The organism is Enterobacter sp. SES19, assembly GCF_011765665.1.
Classification (GTDB): domain Bacteria; phylum Pseudomonadota; class Gammaproteobacteria; order Enterobacterales; family Enterobacteriaceae; genus Enterobacter; species Enterobacter pseudoroggenkampii.
On record NZ_CP050320.1, the window covers coordinates 1,409,494 to 1,427,985 of the forward strand.

The 18,492-nt window shown below is 58.6% G+C and carries 20 protein-coding genes and 1 riboswitch; of the genes, 12 read left to right on the forward strand and 8 right to left on the reverse strand.

Annotated elements, in window-relative coordinates; genetic code table 11:
- Positions 1–37: 37 nt before the first annotated feature.
- Both GXP72_RS06640 and bioA read right to left on the reverse strand, forming a co-directional pair.
- Complete coding sequence (locus GXP72_RS06640; protein ID WP_024908770.1) at positions 38–514, reverse strand: kinase inhibitor; 477 nt, start codon at positions 512–514, stop codon at positions 38–40.
- A 48-nt stretch (positions 515–562) separates the two neighbouring features.
- On the reverse strand, positions 563–1,870 hold the full coding sequence (gene bioA, locus GXP72_RS06645; protein ID WP_090417729.1) for an adenosylmethionine--8-amino-7-oxononanoate transaminase: 1,308 nt from the start codon (positions 1,868–1,870) through the stop codon (positions 563–565).
- Between the two features lie 68 nt (positions 1,871–1,938).
- On the opposite strand from bioA, the gene bioB reads away from it, so the two are divergent.
- From bioB to bioD, 4 genes are read left to right on the forward strand one after another with little or no spacing between them, the layout of a single operon-like run.
- Positions 1,939–2,979 (forward strand): biotin synthase BioB, encoded by a 1,041-nt coding sequence (gene bioB / locus GXP72_RS06650; RefSeq protein ID WP_033144975.1) that lies wholly within the window; start codon positions 1,939–1,941, stop codon positions 2,977–2,979.
- The gene (bioF, locus tag GXP72_RS06655) at positions 2,976–4,133 is read left to right on the forward strand and encodes an 8-amino-7-oxononanoate synthase (RefSeq protein WP_208763634.1); all 1,158 of its coding nucleotides are present in this window, start codon (positions 2,976–2,978) and stop codon (positions 4,131–4,133) included. Before bioB ends, bioF begins: the two co-directional genes overlap by 4 nt.
- Complete coding sequence (gene bioC, locus GXP72_RS06660) at positions 4,117–4,872, forward strand: malonyl-ACP O-methyltransferase BioC (RefSeq protein WP_208763635.1); 756 nt, start codon at positions 4,117–4,119, stop codon at positions 4,870–4,872. Before bioF ends, bioC begins: the two co-directional genes overlap by 17 nt.
- Positions 4,865–5,566, forward strand: a complete 702-nt coding sequence (gene bioD / locus GXP72_RS06665) for a dethiobiotin synthase (RefSeq protein WP_208763636.1) — start codon at positions 4,865–4,867, stop codon at positions 5,564–5,566. Before bioC ends, bioD begins: the two co-directional genes overlap by 8 nt.
- Here the strand turns inward: bioD and GXP72_RS06670 are convergent.
- Complete coding sequence (locus GXP72_RS06670) at positions 5,529–6,251, reverse strand: ATP-binding cassette domain-containing protein (RefSeq protein ID WP_208763637.1); 723 nt, start codon at positions 6,249–6,251, stop codon at positions 5,529–5,531. The two genes, bioD and GXP72_RS06670, sit on opposite strands and share 38 nt — an antisense overlap.
- A gap of 752 nt (positions 6,252–7,003) precedes the next feature.
- Here GXP72_RS06670 and uvrB point away from each other — a divergent pair.
- Entirely contained in the window at positions 7,004–9,019 is a 2,016-nt protein-coding gene (gene uvrB, locus GXP72_RS06675; RefSeq protein ID WP_024908763.1) for an excinuclease ABC subunit UvrB, read from the forward strand.
- A 74-nt stretch (positions 9,020–9,093) separates the two neighbouring features.
- On the opposite strand, the gene yvcK is transcribed toward uvrB, so the two are convergent.
- Complete coding sequence (gene yvcK / locus GXP72_RS06680) at positions 9,094–10,002, reverse strand: uridine diphosphate-N-acetylglucosamine-binding protein YvcK (RefSeq protein WP_048992088.1); 909 nt, start codon at positions 10,000–10,002, stop codon at positions 9,094–9,096.
- A 225-nt stretch (positions 10,003–10,227) separates the two neighbouring features.
- Positions 10,228–10,361: riboswitch (molybdenum cofactor riboswitch) on the forward strand.
- Here yvcK and moaA point away from each other — a divergent pair.
- From moaA to GXP72_RS06710, 6 genes are all read left to right on the forward strand, one after another.
- Complete coding sequence (moaA, locus tag GXP72_RS06685) at positions 10,349–11,338, forward strand: GTP 3',8-cyclase MoaA (protein WP_032645389.1); 990 nt, start codon at positions 10,349–10,351, stop codon at positions 11,336–11,338. Its footprint overlaps the riboswitch before it by 13 nt.
- Before the next feature lie 24 nt (positions 11,339–11,362).
- Positions 11,363–11,875 (forward strand): molybdenum cofactor biosynthesis protein B, encoded by a 513-nt coding sequence (gene moaB, locus GXP72_RS06690; protein WP_024908761.1) that lies wholly within the window; start codon positions 11,363–11,365, stop codon positions 11,873–11,875.
- Positions 11,876–11,878: 3 nt separating this feature from the next.
- Positions 11,879–12,364: a cyclic pyranopterin monophosphate synthase MoaC gene (gene moaC / locus GXP72_RS06695; RefSeq protein ID WP_023292962.1), complete on the forward strand. Its 486-nt coding sequence runs from the start codon at positions 11,879–11,881 to the stop codon at positions 12,362–12,364.
- On the forward strand, positions 12,357–12,602 hold the full coding sequence (gene moaD, locus GXP72_RS06700) for a molybdopterin synthase sulfur carrier subunit (RefSeq protein ID WP_032649449.1): 246 nt from the start codon (positions 12,357–12,359) through the stop codon (positions 12,600–12,602). Before moaC ends, moaD begins: the two co-directional genes overlap by 8 nt.
- Before the next feature lies 1 nt (position 12,603).
- Positions 12,604–13,056 (forward strand): molybdopterin synthase catalytic subunit MoaE, encoded by a 453-nt coding sequence (gene moaE, locus GXP72_RS06705; RefSeq protein WP_148769799.1) that lies wholly within the window; start codon positions 12,604–12,606, stop codon positions 13,054–13,056.
- A 64-nt stretch (positions 13,057–13,120) separates the two neighbouring features.
- Entirely contained in the window at positions 13,121–13,828 is a 708-nt protein-coding gene (locus GXP72_RS06710; protein WP_024908758.1) for a Bax inhibitor-1/YccA family protein, read from the forward strand.
- Positions 13,829–13,917: 89 nt separating this feature from the next.
- Here the strand turns inward: GXP72_RS06710 and GXP72_RS06715 are convergent, their stop codons facing one another.
- Genes GXP72_RS06715 through GXP72_RS06725 form a run of 3 tightly spaced genes read right to left on the reverse strand, consistent with a single transcriptional unit; the run spans position 13,918 to position 16,876 of the window.
- On the reverse strand, positions 13,918–14,880 hold the full coding sequence (locus GXP72_RS06715) for a YbhN family protein (protein ID WP_048991527.1): 963 nt from the start codon (positions 14,878–14,880) through the stop codon (positions 13,918–13,920).
- Positions 14,880–16,118: a cardiolipin synthase ClsB gene (gene clsB, locus GXP72_RS06720; RefSeq protein WP_208763638.1), complete on the reverse strand. Its 1,239-nt coding sequence runs from the start codon at positions 16,116–16,118 to the stop codon at positions 14,880–14,882. The genes GXP72_RS06715 and clsB overlap by 1 nt, the downstream gene beginning before the upstream one ends.
- Positions 16,115–16,876, reverse strand: coding sequence for an endonuclease/exonuclease/phosphatase family protein (locus GXP72_RS06725; protein WP_032649441.1), 762 nt, complete (start codon positions 16,874–16,876; stop codon positions 16,115–16,117). The genes clsB and GXP72_RS06725 overlap by 4 nt, the downstream gene beginning before the upstream one ends.
- A gap of 133 nt (positions 16,877–17,009) precedes the next feature.
- Between GXP72_RS06725 and GXP72_RS06730 the strand changes: the two genes are divergently transcribed.
- Positions 17,010–17,420 (forward strand): YbhQ family protein, encoded by a 411-nt coding sequence (locus GXP72_RS06730; RefSeq protein ID WP_032649440.1) that lies wholly within the window; start codon positions 17,010–17,012, stop codon positions 17,418–17,420.
- Here GXP72_RS06730 and GXP72_RS06735 read toward each other — a convergent pair.
- Complete coding sequence (locus GXP72_RS06735; RefSeq protein ID WP_208763639.1) at positions 17,382–18,488, reverse strand: ABC transporter permease; 1,107 nt, start codon at positions 18,486–18,488, stop codon at positions 17,382–17,384. The two genes, GXP72_RS06730 and GXP72_RS06735, sit on opposite strands and share 39 nt — an antisense overlap.
- Positions 18,489–18,492: the final 4 nt, after the last annotated feature.

Consider the following 18,492-nt stretch of genomic DNA (forward strand, 5'->3'; position numbering starts at 1 on the left):
TGGGAGAGGGCCGGGGTGAGGGCATCAGCCCGCACTATTACGAATACATCGCCGTAATCGACGCGCTGCCAAGCGTATGGAAATGCACGTTAAACCCGACCATCGCGCCGCTCGCCCCTTCATCGACCTCAATCTTCTCCACATCCAGCGCGTGCACCGTGAAGATATAGCGGTGGGTTTCCCCTTTTGGCGGCGCCGCGCCGCCGTAGCCCGCTTTACCGAAGTCAGTGCGCGTCTGAATGGCACCTTCAGGCAGGGCAACCAGGTCTGAACCGGAACCCTGCGGCAGGACGCGCGTGTCGGCAGGCAGGTTCGCCACAATCCAGTGCCACCAGCCGGAGCCAGTAGGCGCATCCGGGTCGTAGCAGGTCACGACAAAGCTTTTGGTGCCTGCCGGAACCTCATCCCATGCCAGGTGTGGGGAGATATTGTCTCCCTGATACCCCATGCCGTTGAAAACGTGACGCTCCGGCAGTTTTTCACCGTCGCGCAGATCTTTGCTGATGATTTTCATACGGTTTACCCTCGTTGATCGCTCGTTCAGCAAGTGTAATGCATAGGGTTAAATCGTGAAATGCGCGGGAATGTTAACGGCTGTTACAACCGCGTCGGTTAATTTACGCAGCTGCTCCGACGTAATGCTGTACGGCGGCATCAGGTAGATAAGCTTGCCGAAAGGCCGTACCCACACGCCCTGGTCCACGAAGAAGCGCTGTAGCGCCGCCATATTCACCGGATGGGTGGTTTCAATCACCCCGATGGCGCCCAGCACCCGCACGTCCGCCACGAAATTCGCCCCCGAGGCGGCGCTCAGCTCCGCTTTCAGCTGCGCTTCAATCGCCGCAACCTGCGTCTGCCACTCGCCGCTCTCCAGAATGGCGAGGCTTTCGCTTGCGACGGCGCAGGCGAGAGGGTTACCCATAAACGTCGGGCCGTGCATAAAGCAGCCCGCTTCGCCGTCGCTGATGGTGTCGGCGACCTGGCGGGTCGTGAGCGTGGCGGAGAGCGTCATGGTGCCGCCGGTCAGCGCTTTGCCGAGGCACAGAATATCCGGGGCGATACCCGCATGTTCGCAGGCAAACAGCTTGCCGGTGCGGCCAAAGCCGGTGGCGATCTCATCGGCAATCAGCAGAATGCCCTCGCGGTCGCACATCCTGCGAATACGCTTCAGCCATTCCGGGTGGTACATCCGCATCCCGCCCGCACCCTGCACAATCGGCTCAAGTATCACGGCGGCGATTTCATGGCGATGCGCCGCCATCAGCCGCGCGAAGCCGACCATGTCCATTTCGTTCCACTCGCCGTCGAAGCGGCTCTGGGGGGCCGGGGCAAACAGGTTTTCCGGCAGATAGCCCTTCCACAGGCTATGCATGGAGTTGTCCGGATCGCATACCGACATCGCCCCGAAGGTATCCCCGTGATAGCCGTTGCGGAAGGTGAGGAACCGCTGGCGCGTTTCGCCTTTGGCGTGCCAGTACTGCAGCGCCATTTTCATCGCCACTTCCACCGCCACGGAGCCGGAATCCGCCAGGAACACGCACTCCAGCGAGTCAGGCGTCATCGCCACCAGGCGACGGCATAAATCCACCGCGGGCTGATGGGTGATCCCGCCGAACATCACGTGGGACATCTGGTCAATCTGCGCCTTCATCGCCGCATTCAGGCGCGGGTGGTTGTACCCGTGAATGGCCGCCCACCAGGAGGACATCCCGTCAACGAGCTGTTCGCCGCTGGCGAGATGCAGCTCGCAGCCGTGGGCGGAGGTCACCGGATAGACGGGAAGGGGGCGGGTCGTGGAGGTGTAAGGGTGCCAGATATGCTGCTTGTCGAAGGCGAGATCGTCCTGGGTCATAATCGACTTGTAAACCATTTTGAAAAGTTTTAGGTTTACGAGTATAAACCGAACCGAAAATTAACAAAACCCTTTGGAGAAGCCCCATGGCTCACCACGCACGCTGGACGATGTCGCAAGTCACTGAATTATTCAATAAACCTTTCCTTGAGCTGATGTTCGAAGCCCAACAGGTGCATCGTCAGCACTTCGATCCTCGCCATGTTCAGGTCAGCACGCTGCTGTCGATCAAAACCGGCGCCTGCCCTGAAGACTGCAAATATTGCCCGCAGAGCGCGCGCTACAAAACCGGCCTGGAATCCGAACGGCTGATGGAAGTTGAGCAGGTACTCGACTCGGCGCGCAAGGCGAAAAACGCCGGCTCGACCCGCTTCTGCATGGGCGCGGCGTGGAAGAACCCGCACGATCGCGACATGCCTTACCTGGAGCAGATGGTAAAAGGCGTGAAGGAGATGGGTCTCGAAGCCTGTATGACGCTCGGCACGCTCAACGAGGAGCAGGCGCAGCGCCTCTCGGCGGCGGGGCTGGACTACTACAACCACAACCTCGACACCTCGCCGGAATTTTACGGCAACATCATCACCACGCGTACCTACCAGGAGCGTCTGGATACGCTGGATAAAGTGCGTGATGCCGGAATCAAAGTGTGCTCCGGCGGTATCGTGGGCCTGGGAGAAACGGTGAAAGACCGCGCGGGCCTGCTGCTGCAGCTGGCTAACCTGCCGACCCCGCCGGAAAGCGTGCCGATCAACATGCTGGTGAAGGTCAAGGGCACGCCGCTGGCGGACAACGACGACGTGGATGCGTTTGATTTTATTCGCACCATCGCGGTGGCGCGCATCATGATGCCAACCTCTTTCGTGCGCCTCTCTGCCGGTCGCGAGCAGATGAATGAGCAGACCCAGGCCATGTGCTTTATGGCCGGAGCCAACTCCATCTTCTACGGCTGCAAGCTGCTGACCACGCCGAACCCGGAAGAAGACAAAGACGTTCAGCTGTTCCGCAAGCTGGGGCTTAACCCGCATCAGACCGAGGTGCTGACGGGCGATAACGAGCAACAGCAGCAGCTGGAGCAGCAGATTTTTAACGCTGACACCGACCAGTTCTACAACGCGGCAGCCGTATGACCTGGCAGGCACGTATCAACTCTGCGCTTGACGACCGTCGGGCGGCAGAGGCATTTCGCGTTCGCAGGGTGGTGGAAAACGGCGCGGGCCGTTTTCTTACCCGCGACGGGCGGCAGTTTTGTAATTTCTCCAGCAACGATTATCTCGGGTTGAGCCAGCATCCGGCCATTATCCGCGCCTGGCAGCAGGGCGCTGAGCGGTTTGGCGTGGGCAGCGGCGGCTCGGGACACGTCAGCGGATACACCACAGCGCATCATGCGCTGGAAGAGGAACTGGCTGACTGGCTCGGCTACCCGCGTGCGCTGCTGTTTATCTCCGGCTTTGCCGCCAACCAGGCGGTGATTACTGCCCTGATGGAAAAAGAGGACCGCATTGTCGCCGACCGCTTAAGTCACGCCTCCCTGCTGGAGGCGGCACATTTAAGCCCGGCGCAGCTGCGCCGCTTTGCTCATAACGATGCGGGACAGCTAGCTGCGCTGCTGGATAAACCCTGCGACGGACAACAGCTGGCGGTCACGGAAGGGGTATTCAGCATGGACGGCGACAGCGCGCCGCTTGCCGCGCTGCACGATACCGCCAAACGGCAAAACGCCTGGCTGCTGGTGGACGATGCCCACGGCATTGGCGTAATGGGTAACGAAGGGCGCGGGAGCGCGTATCAGCAAAACGTGAAGCCGGAGCTGCTGATTGTCACCTTCGGCAAAGGTTTTGGCGTCAGCGGCGCCGCCGTGCTGTGCAGCGAATCCGTCGCCGACTATCTGCTGCAGTTTGCCCGACACCTAATCTATAGCACCAGCATGCCCCCGGCGCAGGCCGTGGCGCTGTCTGCATCGCTGGCGGTGATCCGCAGCGCAGAAGGGGATGAACGTCGCCAGCGTCTGGCAGAGCATATCGCCCGCTTCCGTCAGGGACTTGAGGCGCTGCCCTTCCGCAGTCCCGATTCGCAGAGCGCTATCCAGCCGGTGATTGTCGGTGAAAACGGCCGCGCGCTGGCGCTGGCACAGGCGCTGCGCCAGCGCGGCATGTGGGTGACCGCTATCCGCCCGCCAACGGTCCCGCCAGGTACCGCGCGGCTGCGTTTAACCCTGACGGCGGCGCATGAAGCACAGGATATTGAGACGTTGCTGGAGGCGCTCCATGTTGCCGGTGAATAAGCAGGCCATCGCGGCGGCATTTGGTCGCGCCGCGCAGAGCTATTCGCAGCACGATGAGCTGCAGCGTCTGAGCGCGCAGGGGCTTCTGACCGCGCTTGGCGAGAGCCGTTTTCCCCAGGTGCTGGACGCCGGCTGTGGTCCGGGCAGCAACAGCCGCTACTGGCGCGGGGCGGGAAGCCAGGTCACGGCTATCGACCTCTCAGAGCAGATGCTCGACGAGGCGCGTCAAAGGCAGGCAGCGGATCGCTATCTGCTGGCCGATATCGAGGCGATCCCGCTGGCGGATGCGCAGTTCGATCTGGTCTGGAGCCATCTGGCGGTCCAGTGGTGCAGCAGCCTGCCGCAGGCCTTGCGTGAGCTTTATCGCGTGGCGCGACCGGGCGGGAAGGTGGCCTTTACCACCTTGCTGGAGAGTTCGCTGCCGGAGCTGAATCAGGCGTGGAAAGCGGTGGATGAGCAGCCGCACGCTAACCGTTTTTTATCGCATGAGCAGGTGACGCAGGCGCTGACAGGCTGGCGCTACCGTAGCACGGTGCAGACCATCACCCTCAATTTTAGCGATGCGTTCAGCGCGATGCGCTCGCTGAAGGGCATCGGCGCCACGCACCTGCATGCCGGACGGGAGAAAAAACCACTCACCCGCGGACAGCTGCAGCGGCTGGAGCTGGCCTGGCCTCAGCAGCGGGGTTATTTCCCGCTCTCTTATCAACTTTTTCATGGGATTATCGAACGTGACTGAACGTTATTTTGTCACCGGAACGGATACGGAAGTGGGCAAAACGGTGGCCAGCTCTGCGCTGCTGCAGGCGGCACGAAAGCTCGGAAAAAACACCGCCGGATATAAGCCCGTTGCTTCCGGCAGCGAGATGACGGCGGAAGGGTTACGCAACACCGACGCGCTGGCGCTCCAGCGTAACAGCACGCGTGAACTCGCCTATTCAGCGGTCAATCCGTACACCTTTGCCGAGCCGACCTCGCCGCACATCATCAGCGCTGACGAAGGTCGTCCGATTGATTTCGCCGTGCTTTCAGCCGGGTTACGGGCGCTGGAAAGCCAGGCCGACTGGGTGCTGGTGGAAGGGGCTGGCGGCTGGTTTACGCCGCTTTCGGACACGCAGACGTTTGCTGACTGGGTGCAGGCCGAGCAGCTTCCGGTCATTCTGGTCGTCGGCGTTAAGCTGGGCTGTATCAATCACGCCATGCTGACCGCGCAGGCCATACGGCAGGCCGGGCTGCGTCTGGCGGGCTGGATAGCCAACGACGTGGTTGCGCCGGGGAAACGACACCAGGAGTATCTGGCGACGCTCAGGCGCGTCCTTCCCGCCCCGTGCCTCGGGGAAATTCCCTGGCTTGCTGACGGCGCGGAAAATGCCGAAACCGGGCGTTATCTCGATCTCAGCGTCTTGCTTCCCGCGACATCCAGTGCGCGATAAGCTCGTCATCCAGTTCGTTAACGTGGCCCTGCGCCACGTTACGCCCGCGATAGAGCATACAGAAACGGTCCGCCACCCGGCGGATAAACGACAGCTGCTGCTCCGCTAACAGCACCGTCATACCTAACTCCCGGTTTAAGCGCACCAGCAGCTGCCCCAGCTTCTGGGCGAAGCTGTGTCCTGCGCCGTGCAGGGGCTCATCGAGGATCAGCAGGTGAGGACGGTTCACCAGCGCATTAGCCAGCGCCAGCTGGTACTGGTCGTCCGGAGAGAGCGTGTTGGCGCGGGTCTGTCGCAATGCGTAGAGCGCCGGGAACAGGTCGTAAACGTCATTTTTCGCTTCCGGGTTGGGTTTCCCCATCGCCCGCATGGCGATATGCAGATTCTCCTCAATCGTTAACTGGGAGAAGATCCGCCTGTCCTGCGGGACATAGCCTATCTCCGTTCCTGAACGCTGTTCTGGCGGCAGGTTAAGCAAATCGCGCGGCGGCGCGCCTGCCTCATGCCAGATGATGCTGCCGCTTTCGACGGGCACTCTTCCGGCGATGCAATTCATGAGGGTGGTTTTCCCCATTCCCGGCAGGCCAACGACGCCTGTACACATTCCTTGCGGAAAATCCAAATTCACGTTCCATAGCGTATGTTGGCTTCCGTAAAACTGATTCACAGCACGCAGACTCAACATCTTTCTCTCCTTAAAAATGTGTGTAGGTGAGGCTCGGGTTTGAATCTGCAAAACCCCTGCCAGAAACCGAAAAATGTTTAAAAAACCGGCTTTTTTAGGAATAAGTCATCGGAGAGGGGCCGAGAAAAAACGGGATTGCACATCGACGGTGCTGGCGGTGTTGAGTTGTGGTGCAGAACCCGAAATGCTGAAAATGTGAGCAAGATCGCATCGGTTGGTTATGAATGACGCAACTGTTAATCAGCAAAAAATAGCTATAAAAATTTTTTACCGCCGTCTCGTGGGAAAATCCGGGAATTTGCCGAGCGCCAGTCTGCATGGGCTGGAAGCAGTTATCCACTATTCCTGTGGATAACCATGTGCATTAGAGTTAGAAAACACGCGATAAGCGAGAGAAGACGCGGCTTACGCCCAAATTGACGCGAAACGCGGCTTTAGAAAATATCGTTTATTATTTAATTGCTTAGATAAAAGCAATTCCCGTCATGAAAGTGTCACTCGTTGCCACAAAACTATCATTACCTGGCTTGACAAATGTTAAAAAAGAAAAAGTTCTGGGGATAACCTGACCTGACTGGTGTTTTATATTGTCACAGTCCAAATTTTGGTCGCTATCGCGCTAATCATTCAGGCGCTACTCTAAATATCCTGACACGCTACTGGTTTTTCATCCAGTGTTTTTTACTGGCATTCCTGGCAACAAGGAGTAAAATTACTCACCTGCCGCTTATAACGTCATCAGGTTGTCGCCCATGAGTAAACCGTTCAAATTGAATTCTGCTTTCCGTCCATCTGGCGATCAGCCTGAGGCGATCCGTCGTCTGGAAGAAGGGCTGGAAGATGGGCTGGCGCACCAGACGCTGCTGGGGGTAACCGGCTCGGGTAAAACGTTCACCATCGCCAACGTGATTGCGGATCTCCAGCGCCCCACGATGGTGCTGGCACCCAATAAAACCCTGGCCGCACAGCTTTACGGCGAGATGAAAGAGTTCTTCCCGGAAAACGCCGTGGAGTATTTCGTCTCCTACTACGATTACTACCAGCCTGAAGCCTATGTACCGAGCTCTGACACCTTCATTGAGAAAGATGCCTCGGTGAACGAACACATCGAGCAGATGCGTCTGTCGGCCACTAAGGCGCTTCTGGAGCGTCGCGATGTGGTCGTTGTCGCATCGGTTTCCGCGATCTACGGTCTCGGCGATCCGGATCTCTATCTCAAGATGATGCTGCACCTGACGCAGGGGATGATCATCGACCAGCGCGCCATCGTCCGTCGTCTGGCGGAGCTGCAGTATGCCCGTAACGATCAGGCGTTCCAGCGCGGCACCTTCCGCGTACGCGGTGAGGTGATCGACATCTTCCCGGCGGAATCGGACGATATGGCGCTGCGCGTCGAGCTGTTCGACGAAGAGGTTGAACGCCTGTCGCTCTTCGACCCGCTGACCGGACACGTTGAGTCGGTGATCCAGCGCTTCACCATCTACCCAAAAACGCACTACGTGACGCCGCGCGAGCGTATCGTGCAGGCGATGGAAGAGATCAAAGTGGAGCTGGCCGAGCGCCGTAAGGTGCTGCTGGCCAACAATAAGCTGCTGGAGGAGCAGCGCCTGAGCCAGCGCACCCAGTTTGACCTTGAGATGATGAACGAGCTGGGCTACTGCTCCGGCATCGAAAACTACTCCCGCTTCCTCTCCGGGCGCGGGCCGGGCGAGCCGCCGCCGACGCTGTTTGACTACCTTCCGGCAGACGGTTTGCTGGTGATCGACGAATCCCACGTTACGATCCCGCAGATCGGCGGGATGTACCGCGGCGACCGGGCGCGTAAAGAGACGCTGGTAGAGTACGGCTTCCGCCTGCCGTCGGCGCTGGATAACCGTCCGATGAAATTTGAAGAGTTTGAGGCGCTCGCGCCGCAAACCATCTACGTTTCGGCCACGCCGGGCAACTACGAGCTGGAAAAATCGGGCGATGAGGTGGTTGACCAGGTGGTGCGTCCGACCGGGCTGTTGGATCCGGTTATCGAGGTGCGTCCGGTGGCCACCCAGGTGGACGACCTGCTCTCTGAGATCCGCGCCCGTTCCGCCATCAACGAGCGCGTGCTGGTGACCACGCTCACCAAGCGTATGGCGGAAGACCTGACCGAGTATCTCGAAGAGCACGGCGAGAAGGTGCGTTATCTGCACTCGGATATCGATACCGTGGAGCGCATGGAGATTATCCGCGACCTGCGTCTGGGCGAGTTTGACGTGCTGGTAGGGATTAACCTGCTGCGAGAAGGTCTCGATATGCCGGAGGTCTCGCTGGTGGCGATTCTCGATGCGGACAAAGAGGGCTTCCTGCGTTCTGAACGCTCCCTGATCCAGACCATCGGTCGTGCGGCGCGTAACGTCAACGGTAAAGCGATTCTGTACGGTGACAAAATTACCCCGTCGATGGCGAAAGCGATTGGTGAGACGGAACGCCGCCGCGAGAAACAGCAGCGCTACAACGAAGAACACGGCATTACGCCGCAGGGTCTGAACAAGAAGGTGGTGGATATTCTGGCGCTGGGTCAGAACATTGCCAAAACCAAAGCGAAAGGCCGCGGCAAGGCGCGTTCAGTGGTGGAAGAAGATACCGTCGTGCTGACGCCGAAAGCGCTGCAGCAGAAAATCCACGAGCTGGAAGGGCAGATGATGCAGCACGCGCAGAACCTTGAGTTCGAAGAGGCGGCGCAGATCCGCGACCAGCTTCATCAACTGCGGGATCTGTTTATCGCGGCATCATAGGTTAAAGCAGCGTATTTCTCCCTCTCCCCGTGGGAGAGGGCCGGGGTGAGGGCATCAGGCCGCAAAAAACGAACCTAACCCAGCGCCTGAATCGCCTTCTCCAGCGCCTCGCGCAGCAGGTGACGGTCGTGGCGATACTTGATGTCTGAGGCCTCCAGTGGCTCCTGCACCACCAGACGATCGCCAATCCCTGACACATCCACTTTTGGTCCCACGACTACGCCGTCAATGATTTTCTTGCCGACGTAATGCTCCATTAATTCAAGCTTGTCCGCCAGCGACAGGCTCGCCGCCGCCGGGCTCAGTTCACGTCCCAGATTACCGATGTAAACCATCGGCGCCGGGGTGCGGCGCAGCGCCTGCGCCAGCTCTTTCACCAGCAGAATGGGCATCAGGCTGGTATAAAAACTGCCTGGACCGATCAGGATAAGATCCGCTTCCCCGATTGCCTCTACCGCTTCACGCGTGGCGGGCACGCTCGGATAGGTCATCAACTCCGTTGGCGGCAGAAGGAGCTGGTCAATATTCACCTCGCCGTAAACTTCATGCCCTTCGGCGTCGATAGCCATCAAGTCAACCGGTTGTTCAGACATGGGGATCAGGAATGCGTCCACTTTGAGCAGATTACGGATCAGATTGATGGCTTCGAGAGGCCGTACGCTCAGGTGATCCAGCGCCTTTAACATCAGATTTCCGAGGTTATGCCCGGAAAGTTCGCCATTACCGCCAAAACGGTACTCAAACATCGCCGACGCGACGCTCGGCTCGGTAATTAACTGGTTCAGGCAGTTGCGCATATCTCCCCAGGCAATGCCGCCTTCGGCACGACGAATGCGCCCGGTTGAGCCGCCGTTATCGGTGGTGGTCACTATCCCTGTCAGCCTTGAGCCCAGTGACGACAAAGAGGACATAACCCGGCCTAAGCCGTGTCCTCCGCCAAGAGCGACCACTCGGTCAAGATCCGCAAAAGTGCGATTGCGCATACGTATTCCTTATTACGTTCGATCGCGTAACAGTAACCTAACTACCCCTAAAAGACGATGCTTCACCCGATGCAAAATGACGTATATCAATGTGAAAATGCGGTTTTTAGGTATTCTGTAGCGAAAATGGACGAATGACTCGCTATATACTTAATTATATAGCGAAAAGCGATAATGGCGCCGTCAGAATTTCCGCGCTACTATCGCCCTAACCACGTTTTCAAAATTGAAAACATACACTCTAGCCCTTGCGCCTGTGTCGAAAGATATGGCGCTCTGGCCGTGGCGAATTTGCCACCAGGGTACAGAAAGAAATGACTGTGCCTCCCGATCTGGAAAGGTGTACATGGCTTCACAACTTACTGATGCTTTCGCGCGTAAGTTTTATTACTTACGTCTGTCGATTACCGATGTGTGCAACTTCCGTTGCACCTACTGCCTGCCCGATGGCTACAAACCGGGCAGCGTCACCAATAACGGCTTTCTCTCCGTGGATGAAGTGCGCCGCGTCACGCGCGCCTTCTCTGAGCTCGGCACCGAAAAAGTGCGCCTTACCGGCGGTGAACCCTCGCTGCGCCGCGATTTCCCCGACATCATTGCCGCGGTACGTGAAAACGAACGTATCCGCCAGATTGCGGTGACCACCAACGGTTACCGCATGGCGCGCGACGTGGCGACCTGGCGCGATGCGGGGCTGACGGCGATCAACGTCAGCGTCGATAGCCTGGACGCCCGCCAGTTCCACGCCATTACCGGCCAGGATAAATTCCAGCAGGTCATGGACGGTATCGATGCGGCATTTGCGGCCGGCTTCGAAAAAGTCAAAGTCAACACGGTGCTGATGCGTGATGTAAACCATCACCAGCTTGATACCTTCCTGGCGTGGATTAAATCCCGCCCCATTCAGCTGCGTTTTATTGAGCTGATGGAAACCGGCGAGGGTAGCGAGCTGTTCCGCCGCCATCACATCTCCGGCATGGTGCTGCGCGACGAGCTGCTAAAACGCGGCTGGCTCCATCAGATCCGCCAGCGCAGCGACGGCCCGGCGCAGGTCTTCTGCCACCCGGATTACGAAGGCGAGATCGGGCTTATCATGCCTTACGAGAAAGATTTCTGCGCCAGCTGCAACCGCCTGCGCGTCTCCTCCGTGGGCAAGCTCCATCTTTGCCTGTTTGGTGACGGCGGCGTAGACCTTCGCGATCTGCTGGAAGACGATGCGCAGCAGGACGCGCTTGAAGCACGCATTTCTGAAGCGCTGACGCATAAAAAACAGACCCACTTCCTGCATCAGGGCAATACCGGCATTACTCAGAACCTGTCCTACATCGGCGGGTAATCAGGCTTAAGAAGGAAACAGAAAATGAGTCAGGTAAGCGCAGAATTTATCCCGACACGCATTGCTATCCTTACCGTTTCCGATCGCCGTGGCGAAGAGGATGATACCTCCGGCCACTGGCTGCGCGAGGCGGCCCATGACGCGGGGCATCACATTGTTGATAAAGCGATCGTGAAGGAGAACCGCTACGCCATTCGCGCGCAGGTCTCTCAGTGGATCGCCAGCGATGAGGTGCAGGTGGTGCTGATCACCGGCGGCACCGGCTTTACCGCAGGCGATCAGGCCCCCGAAGCGCTTATCCCGCTGTTCGACCGCGAGGTGGAAGGCTTCGGCGAGGTGTTCCGCATGCTCTCCTTTGAAGAGATTGGTACCTCCACGTTGCAGTCGCGCGCCGTTGCCGGGGTGGCTAACAAAACCCTGATTTTCGCCATGCCGGGCTCGACCAAAGCCTGCCGCACCGCGTGGGAAAACATCATCGCCCCGCAGCTGGATGCCCGTACCCGTCCGTGTAATTTCCATCCCCATTTAAAGAAATAAGCTATGTCACAACTGACCCACATTAACGCCGCAGGCGAAGCGCATATGGTGGACGTCTCCGCCAAAGCGGAAACGGTGCGCGAGGCGCGCGCCGAAGCGTTCGTCACCATGCTGCCGGAGACGCTGGCGATGATTATCGACGGCAGCCATCACAAGGGCGATGTCTTTGCCACCGCGCGCATCGCGGGGATTCAGGCCGCCAAGCGCACCTGGGATCTCATCCCGCTGTGCCATCCGCTGATGCTGAGCAAGGTGGAGGTGAACCTGCAGGCCCAGCCGGAGCAGAGCCGGGTGCGCATTGAGTCACTCTGCCGCTTAACCGGCAAAACCGGCGTGGAGATGGAAGCGCTGACGGCGGCCTCCGTTGCCGCGCTGACCATCTACGACATGTGCAAAGCGGTGCAGAAAGATATGGTGATTGGCCCGGTTCGCCTGCTGGCAAAAAGCGGCGGCAAATCCGGAGATTTTAAGGTGGACAGTCATGATTAAGGTGCTCTTTTTTGCGCAGGTGCGCGAGCTGGTGAATACCGACAGCCTGACGCTGGATGCGTCTTTTGAAAACGTTGCTGCCCTGCGCGCGCATCTGGCGGCACAAAGCGACCGCTGGGCGCTGGCGCTGGACGAAGGCAAGCTGCTGGCCGCCGTTAACCAGACGCTGGTGGAATTCACCCACCCGCTGGCCGAAGGGGATGAAGTGGCCTTCTTCCCGCCGGTAACGGGGGGCTAAGATGGCTGAAACCCGAATTCTGGTGAGCCCCGGGCGTTTTAACGTGGGGACCGAATACAGCTGGCTGGCGGAACGCGATGAAGACGGCGCAGTTGTCACCTTCACTGGCAAAGTGCGCAACCACAACCTCGGCGACAGCGTGAAGGCGCTGACGCTGGAGCATTATCCCGGCATGACGGAGAAGTCGCTGGCGGAGATTGTTGGCGAGGCGCGGGGCCGCTGGCCGCTCGGCCGCGTCACGGTGATTCACCGCATCGGCGAGATGTGGCCCGGCGAGGAGATTGTCTTCGTCGGGGTGACCAGCGCGCACCGCGGCAGCGCGTTTGCCGCCGGGGAGTTCATTATGGATTACCTCAAAACCAGGGCGCCGTTCTGGAAGCGCGAAGCCACGCCGGAGGGTGACCGCTGGGTAGAATCTCGCGACAGCGATAAACAAGCCGCCAGCCGTTGGTAGTCGGTTTACGCGGATGTGTTAATCTTAACGTGTGTGTCTACTTAAACTTAATCAGGAGTGAATCATGGACCGATTTCCGCGTTCCGATTCAATAGTACAGCAGACCCGTAGCGGCCTGCAGACGTATATGGCTCAGGTGTACGGCTGGATGACGGTTGGCCTGCTGCTTACCGCGTTTATCGCGTGGTATGCGGCGAACACGCCGGAGCTGATGATGTTTATCTTCTCCAGTAAGATCACCTTCTTTGGGCTGATTATCGCGCAGCTGGCGCTGGTGTTTGTGCTTTCGGGTCTGGTGCAAAAGCTGAGTGCCGGAATGGCGACCACGCTGTTTATGCTCTATTCGGCGCTGACCGGGCTGACGCTCTCCAGTATTTTCATCGTCTACACCTACTCCTCCATCGCCAGCACTTTTGTGGTCACCGGCGGGATGTTTGGCGCGATGAGCCTGTACGGTTACACCACGAAGCGCGATCTGAGCGGCTTCGGCAGCATGCTGTTTATGGGGCTGATCGGGATTGTGCTGGCGTCGCTGGTGAACCTGTGGCTGAAGAGCGAAGCGCTGATGTGGGCCGTGACCTACATCGGGGTGGTGATCTTCGTTGGATTGACGGCGTATGACACCCAGAAGCTGAAAAACATCGGCGAGCAGATTGACGTGCGCGACAGCTCGAACCTGCGCAAATACGCGATCCTGGGCGCCCTGACGCTGTATCTGGACTTCATCAACCTGTTCCTGATGCTGCTGCGTATTTTCGGCAACCGTCGTTAAGGTTGCTTTGCCGGGTGGCGGCTTCGCCTTACCCGGCCTACGAAGCGCGAACCGTAGGTCGGGTAAGGCGAAGCCGCCACCCGACTTATTCACTTCGCTAGCATCCTCTCATTCTTCGCCCGCAGCTTTTTCGCCCGACTTTCCAGCACCAGATAGCAGATCGTTGCCAGCGCCAGCGGCAGGAAGTAATACAGCATGCGGTACGCCAGCAGGGCGGCGATAATCGTTCCCTGAGAAACATGCTCCCCGGCCAGCAGGGCAATAAACACCGCCTCCAGCACGCCGATCCCCGCCGGAATATGCACAATCACGCCCGCAATACTGCTCACCAGCAGCACGCCCAGCACGAAGAAGTAGTTTACGTCCTCGCCAATCAGCAGCCAGATGATGGCTCCCATCGCCATCCAGTTAGCGCTGGAAACCGCCATCTGCAGCACCGCAAACTTCCACGAGGGCAGGACCAGCTTTTGCCCTTTAATGGTCATATGACGGCGTCTGGCAAAGGCGCAGGCCCAGAGATAAACGGCGATAATCAGCAGCAGTACGATGCCCAGAATGCGCAGCGTAGCCTCATCGATATACCAGTGCGCGGGCAACTGCACCACGCCGATGGTGAAGATCACCCCGCCGAGCAGAATATAGCCCAGCCAGTTAGTGGTGATGCTTAACGAGAAAATGCGCGTGATGGTTCCGCCCGGCAGGCCAAGGCGCGAATAAAGGCGATAGCGCATGCCAATGCCGCCGACCCAGGTACTCAGCGTCAGGTTAAAGGCGTAGCAGATAAACGACACCAGCATTACCTGACGTTTGGCCAGCTTGTGGCCGCAGTAAGCGCGGCCCAGCAGGTCATAGCAGCCGTACATCAGGTAGCTCACGATAACCAGCCCCACAGCGCCCAGCAGCACCATCCGGTTATAGTTGCGGATGACCTTCCACACCTCTTCCCAGTCAACTTTCTGCGCGTAGACCACCAGCAGAACCGCGACCGCAATAAAAAACAGCCAGGTGAGGATCTTTTTTGCCAGCCGCCAGCGTGGATGCGATTTCGACATCAGGGTTTGCCTCCGTCTTCCGCTTCTATGCGGTCCTGGGTTTCCATTTCGGGTTGTACCGGCGGGTCCACCTGCGCCAGCTTCGGCGTATGCGCCGGCAGCCAGCCGACCATCGCCGGGAAATGCCGCAGAAAGTGGAACACCACCACGCTGATGCCCAGGTTCCACCAGGTGCGTTTGGGAACCATGGACTCATCCACGCGCACGCAGTCGTTAACGATCAACGCCTGCAGGTTATCCCGCAAGGTCTGATTAAACTGGCGATCGTGAATGATCAGGTTGGCTTCAAGGTTGAGCGATAAGCTCAGCGGATCGAGGTTGCTGGAGCCCACGGTGGCCCAGTGATCGTCCATCAGCGCGACTTTGCCGTGCAGCGGTCGGCGGCGATATTCGTAGATCTGGACGCCGCCCTTCACCAGATAGTTATACAGCAGCCGTGCCCCGACTTTGACGATCGGCATGTCCGGCTCGCCCTGCACAATCAGCTTCACGCGCACGCCGCGTCGGGCGGCATTGCGCATGGCATGCAGCAGACGATAGCCCGGGAAAAAGTAGGCGTTAGCGATGATCACTTCACGCTTCGCGTTGGCCAGCATCTTGAGATAATGACGTTCAATATCGTCCCGGTGCTCGCCGTTGTCGCGCCAGACGAAAAGCGCCTGCGCTTCGCCGGGCTTCCGATTCTCTTCCGGGCGATGACGGCGTTTCCACCAGCGGCGAACGGCCTCTTTCCCCGGCAGGTTCTTCAGCTCAAACAGCAAGATGTCCTGCACCACCGGGCCTTCAATGCGAATCGCGTAATCCTGCTTCGCTTCCGGGCCGTAGTCGGACATATGCTCAGCGGAGTAGTTAATGCCGCCGACAAACGCCACCGTCTCATCCACCACCACAATTTTGCGATGCATCCGGCGGAAAAGGTTGGTACGCATACCGAACAGGCGAGGGCCGGGATCGTAGTAGCGGAACACCACCCCCGCGGCGGTCAGTTCATTGACGAATGCATCGCTGAGGTCCGGCGAGCCGTAGCCATCCAGCAGCACTTCAATTTTCACCCCGCGCTGGGCGGCGCGCAGCAGCACGCTGTGCAGCTGCTTGCCAACGTTGTCTTCGAACCAGATAAAGGTTTCGAGGATCACCTTCTGCTGAGCGTGATCAATCGCCTTAAACACGGCCGGGTAATACTCGTCCCCGTTGACCAGCAGCGTGATCCGGTTGCCTTCCTGCCAGGAACATTTCATAGGTGGATCTCCGCGCTGAGCGGGGCATGGTCGGAAAGATGCCGCCAGTTGAGGAGCGCCAGGGCGGTCGGGCTGCTGGCATGGGCATTTTTTACGTAGATGCGGTCAAGCCGCAGCAGCGGGAAACGGACCGGAAAGGTGCGCGCAGGCCTGCCGTTCGCCCGGGTGAAAATTTCCTCCAGTCCGGCCTCTACCTTTAACGGATGGTTTGCCCGCTGTCGCCAGTCGTTGAAATCGCCCGCCACTACCACCGGTTCACCTTCGGGAAGCGCGTTGGCCCATTCGGCCAACATTTTCAGCTGCGCCTGACGATGGGCTTCGCGCAGGCCCAGATGAACACAGCCGACATGGATGGGCAGCTCAAGATCGGGCGGGGTAACGCGGCAGTAAAGCAGGCCGCGTTTTTCGCTCTCCCCGACGGAAACGTCGCGGTTTTCGTAATGTTCTATGGGATAACGGGACAGCACCGCGTTTCCGTGATGCCCTTCCGGATAGACCGCATTGCGGCCGTAGGCGTAATCACTCCACATGGTGTCGGCCAGAAATTCATAGTGCGGCGTGTCGGGCCAGTTCTCAAAGTGAAGCGGATGCACTTCGTGTGCGCCCATCACCTCCTGCAGGCAGACAATATCCGCGCTGACGGTGCGAACCGCGTCGCGCAGCTCCGGTAAAATGAAGCGGCGATTAAATGCTGTGAAGCCTTTATGAATGTTTATCGTCAGCACTTTAAGCGAGAAATGCTGCATTTTTTTCGTCATAAGCTCCTTCCTGAGTGACTATCCCAATGAAAATAAAGTGTAGTCGGCGTCACAAAAAGATGCGGCGTTACGGAATTTTCCGTAAAGTGCGGTAGTCTGATTAAGCAGAGAAAAATCCTTCAGGAGAGAAGCCATGAAGTGGCAACAACGTGTTCGTGTCGCAACTGGCCTGAGTTGCTGGCAGATAATGTTGCATTTACTGGTCGTGGCCGTACTGGTGATGGGCTGGATGAGCGGCACGCTGGTGCATGTTGGCCTGGGGCTATGCGTCCTTTACGGCGTCACCGTGCTGTCGATGCTGTTCTTACAGCGCCACCATGAAGCACGCTGGCGCGAGGTGGGTGATGTGCTCGAAGAGCTCACCACCACCTGGTATTTTGGTGCGGCGATGATCGTCCTGTGGCTGCTGTCACGCGTGCTGCAAAACAACCTGCTGCTGGCCCTGGCGGGTATGGCTATCCTCGCAGGGCCTGCGGTCGTCTCATTGCTGACCAAAGAGAAAAAGCTACGCAATGTTGCGTCTAAACATCGCGTACGCCACTGAGCCCGTCGTGGCCGCAATCACCAGTAGCGGCCACAAACTTCCCCAGACAATATCCAGACTCGCATCCTTCAGATAGATTTGTTTGGTGATGTCCGTAAAGTGCCGAATCGGGTTTACCCACGTCAGATCCTGAAGCCACACCGGCATATTCTCGACGGGCGATACGTACCCCGAGAGCAAAATCGCGGGCATCATAAAGACGAATACCCCGATAAACGCCTGCTGCTGCGTCGAGCAGAGCGCCGAGATCAGCAGCCCAAACCCCACCAGCGACAGCCCGTAAATCACCATCGTGAAGTAAAACAGCGCCAGCGAACCGGCGAACGGGATCTGGTAGGCCCAAATACCGACTCCCAGCACGATGGTGGCCTGGAACGTCGCGACAATCAGCGCCGGCACAGCTTTCCCGACGAAAATCTGCCAGGTGGCGAGTGGGGAGACCAGCAGCTGATCCAGCGTGCCCTGTTCGCGCTCGCGGGCGACGGAGAGGGAGGTCACGATCATCACCCCGATGGTGGTGATCATGGCGATCAGCGACGGCACCACGAACCACTTGTAGTCCAGATTCGGGTTGTACCAGTTGCGCACCACCAGTTCGCTGTTGTTAGGCTTCGGTTTGCCGTCCATCAGCTCCTGCTGGTAATCCTTCACCACCTGCTGCAGATAGTTGGCCGCGATCTGGGCGCTGTTGGAGTTACGTCCGTCGAGGATCAGCTGCATCGGCGCGGTCTGGAAGGTATCCAGATTGCGGGAGAAATCCGCCGGGAACCGTACCAGCAGCAGCGCTTTTTGCGTGTCGATAGTGGGCTGGATCTCCTGCGGGCTTTTTAGCAGCAGGATGTGGGTAAAGGCTTTCGCGCGGGCAAAGCGCTGCGTTAGCTCAACGGCGTGTTTGCCGTTGTCTTCGTTGTAAATGGCGATGGTGGCGTTGGTCACCTCCAGCGTGGCGGCAAACGGGAACAGTAAAACCTGGATCAGCACCGGCAACACCAGAATGGCGCGGGTTTGCGGCTCGCGCAGCAGGGATTGCAGCTCTTTGCGTATTAATGTCCATAAACGGTGAAACATGCGC

Excerpts from the sequence above, each read along its gene's own strand:
- GXP72_RS06715 (WP_048991527.1), bottom strand. The coding sequence starts at position 14,880 with ATGTCGAAATCGCATCCACGCTGGCGGCTGGCAAAAAAGATCCTCACC.
- GXP72_RS06710 (WP_024908758.1), top strand. The coding sequence starts at position 13,121 with ATGGACCGATTTCCGCGTTCCGATTCAATAGTACAGCAGACCCGTAGC.
- yvcK (WP_048992088.1), bottom strand. The coding sequence starts at position 10,002 with ATGCGCAATCGCACTTTTGCGGATCTTGACCGAGTGGTCGCTCTTGGC.
- GXP72_RS06730 (WP_032649440.1), top strand. The coding sequence starts at position 17,010 with ATGAAGTGGCAACAACGTGTTCGTGTCGCAACTGGCCTGAGTTGCTGG.
- GXP72_RS06640 (WP_024908770.1), bottom strand. The coding sequence starts at position 514 with ATGAAAATCATCAGCAAAGATCTGCGCGACGGTGAAAAACTGCCGGAG.
- bioB (WP_033144975.1), top strand. The coding sequence starts at position 1,939 with ATGGCTCACCACGCACGCTGGACGATGTCGCAAGTCACTGAATTATTC.
- bioA (WP_090417729.1), bottom strand. The coding sequence starts at position 1,870 with ATGGTTTACAAGTCGATTATGACCCAGGACGATCTCGCCTTCGACAAG.
- moaE (WP_148769799.1), top strand. The coding sequence starts at position 12,604 with ATGGCTGAAACCCGAATTCTGGTGAGCCCCGGGCGTTTTAACGTGGGG.
- clsB (WP_208763638.1), bottom strand. The coding sequence starts at position 16,118 with ATGAAATGTTCCTGGCAGGAAGGCAACCGGATCACGCTGCTGGTCAAC.
- GXP72_RS06670 (WP_208763637.1), bottom strand. The coding sequence starts at position 6,251 with ATGTTGAGTCTGCGTGCTGTGAATCAGTTTTACGGAAGCCAACATACG.
- bioF (WP_208763634.1), top strand. The coding sequence starts at position 2,976 with ATGACCTGGCAGGCACGTATCAACTCTGCGCTTGACGACCGTCGGGCG.
- moaD (WP_032649449.1), top strand. The coding sequence starts at position 12,357 with ATGATTAAGGTGCTCTTTTTTGCGCAGGTGCGCGAGCTGGTGAATACC.
- moaA (WP_032645389.1), top strand. The coding sequence starts at position 10,349 with ATGGCTTCACAACTTACTGATGCTTTCGCGCGTAAGTTTTATTACTTA.
- moaB (WP_024908761.1), top strand. The coding sequence starts at position 11,363 with ATGAGTCAGGTAAGCGCAGAATTTATCCCGACACGCATTGCTATCCTT.
- moaC (WP_023292962.1), top strand. The coding sequence starts at position 11,879 with ATGTCACAACTGACCCACATTAACGCCGCAGGCGAAGCGCATATGGTG.
- GXP72_RS06735 (WP_208763639.1), bottom strand. The coding sequence starts at position 18,488 with ATGTTTCACCGTTTATGGACATTAATACGCAAAGAGCTGCAATCCCTG.
- bioC (WP_208763635.1), top strand. The coding sequence starts at position 4,117 with ATGTTGCCGGTGAATAAGCAGGCCATCGCGGCGGCATTTGGTCGCGCC.
- uvrB (WP_024908763.1), top strand. The coding sequence starts at position 7,004 with ATGAGTAAACCGTTCAAATTGAATTCTGCTTTCCGTCCATCTGGCGAT.
- GXP72_RS06725 (WP_032649441.1), bottom strand. The coding sequence starts at position 16,876 with ATGACGAAAAAAATGCAGCATTTCTCGCTTAAAGTGCTGACGATAAAC.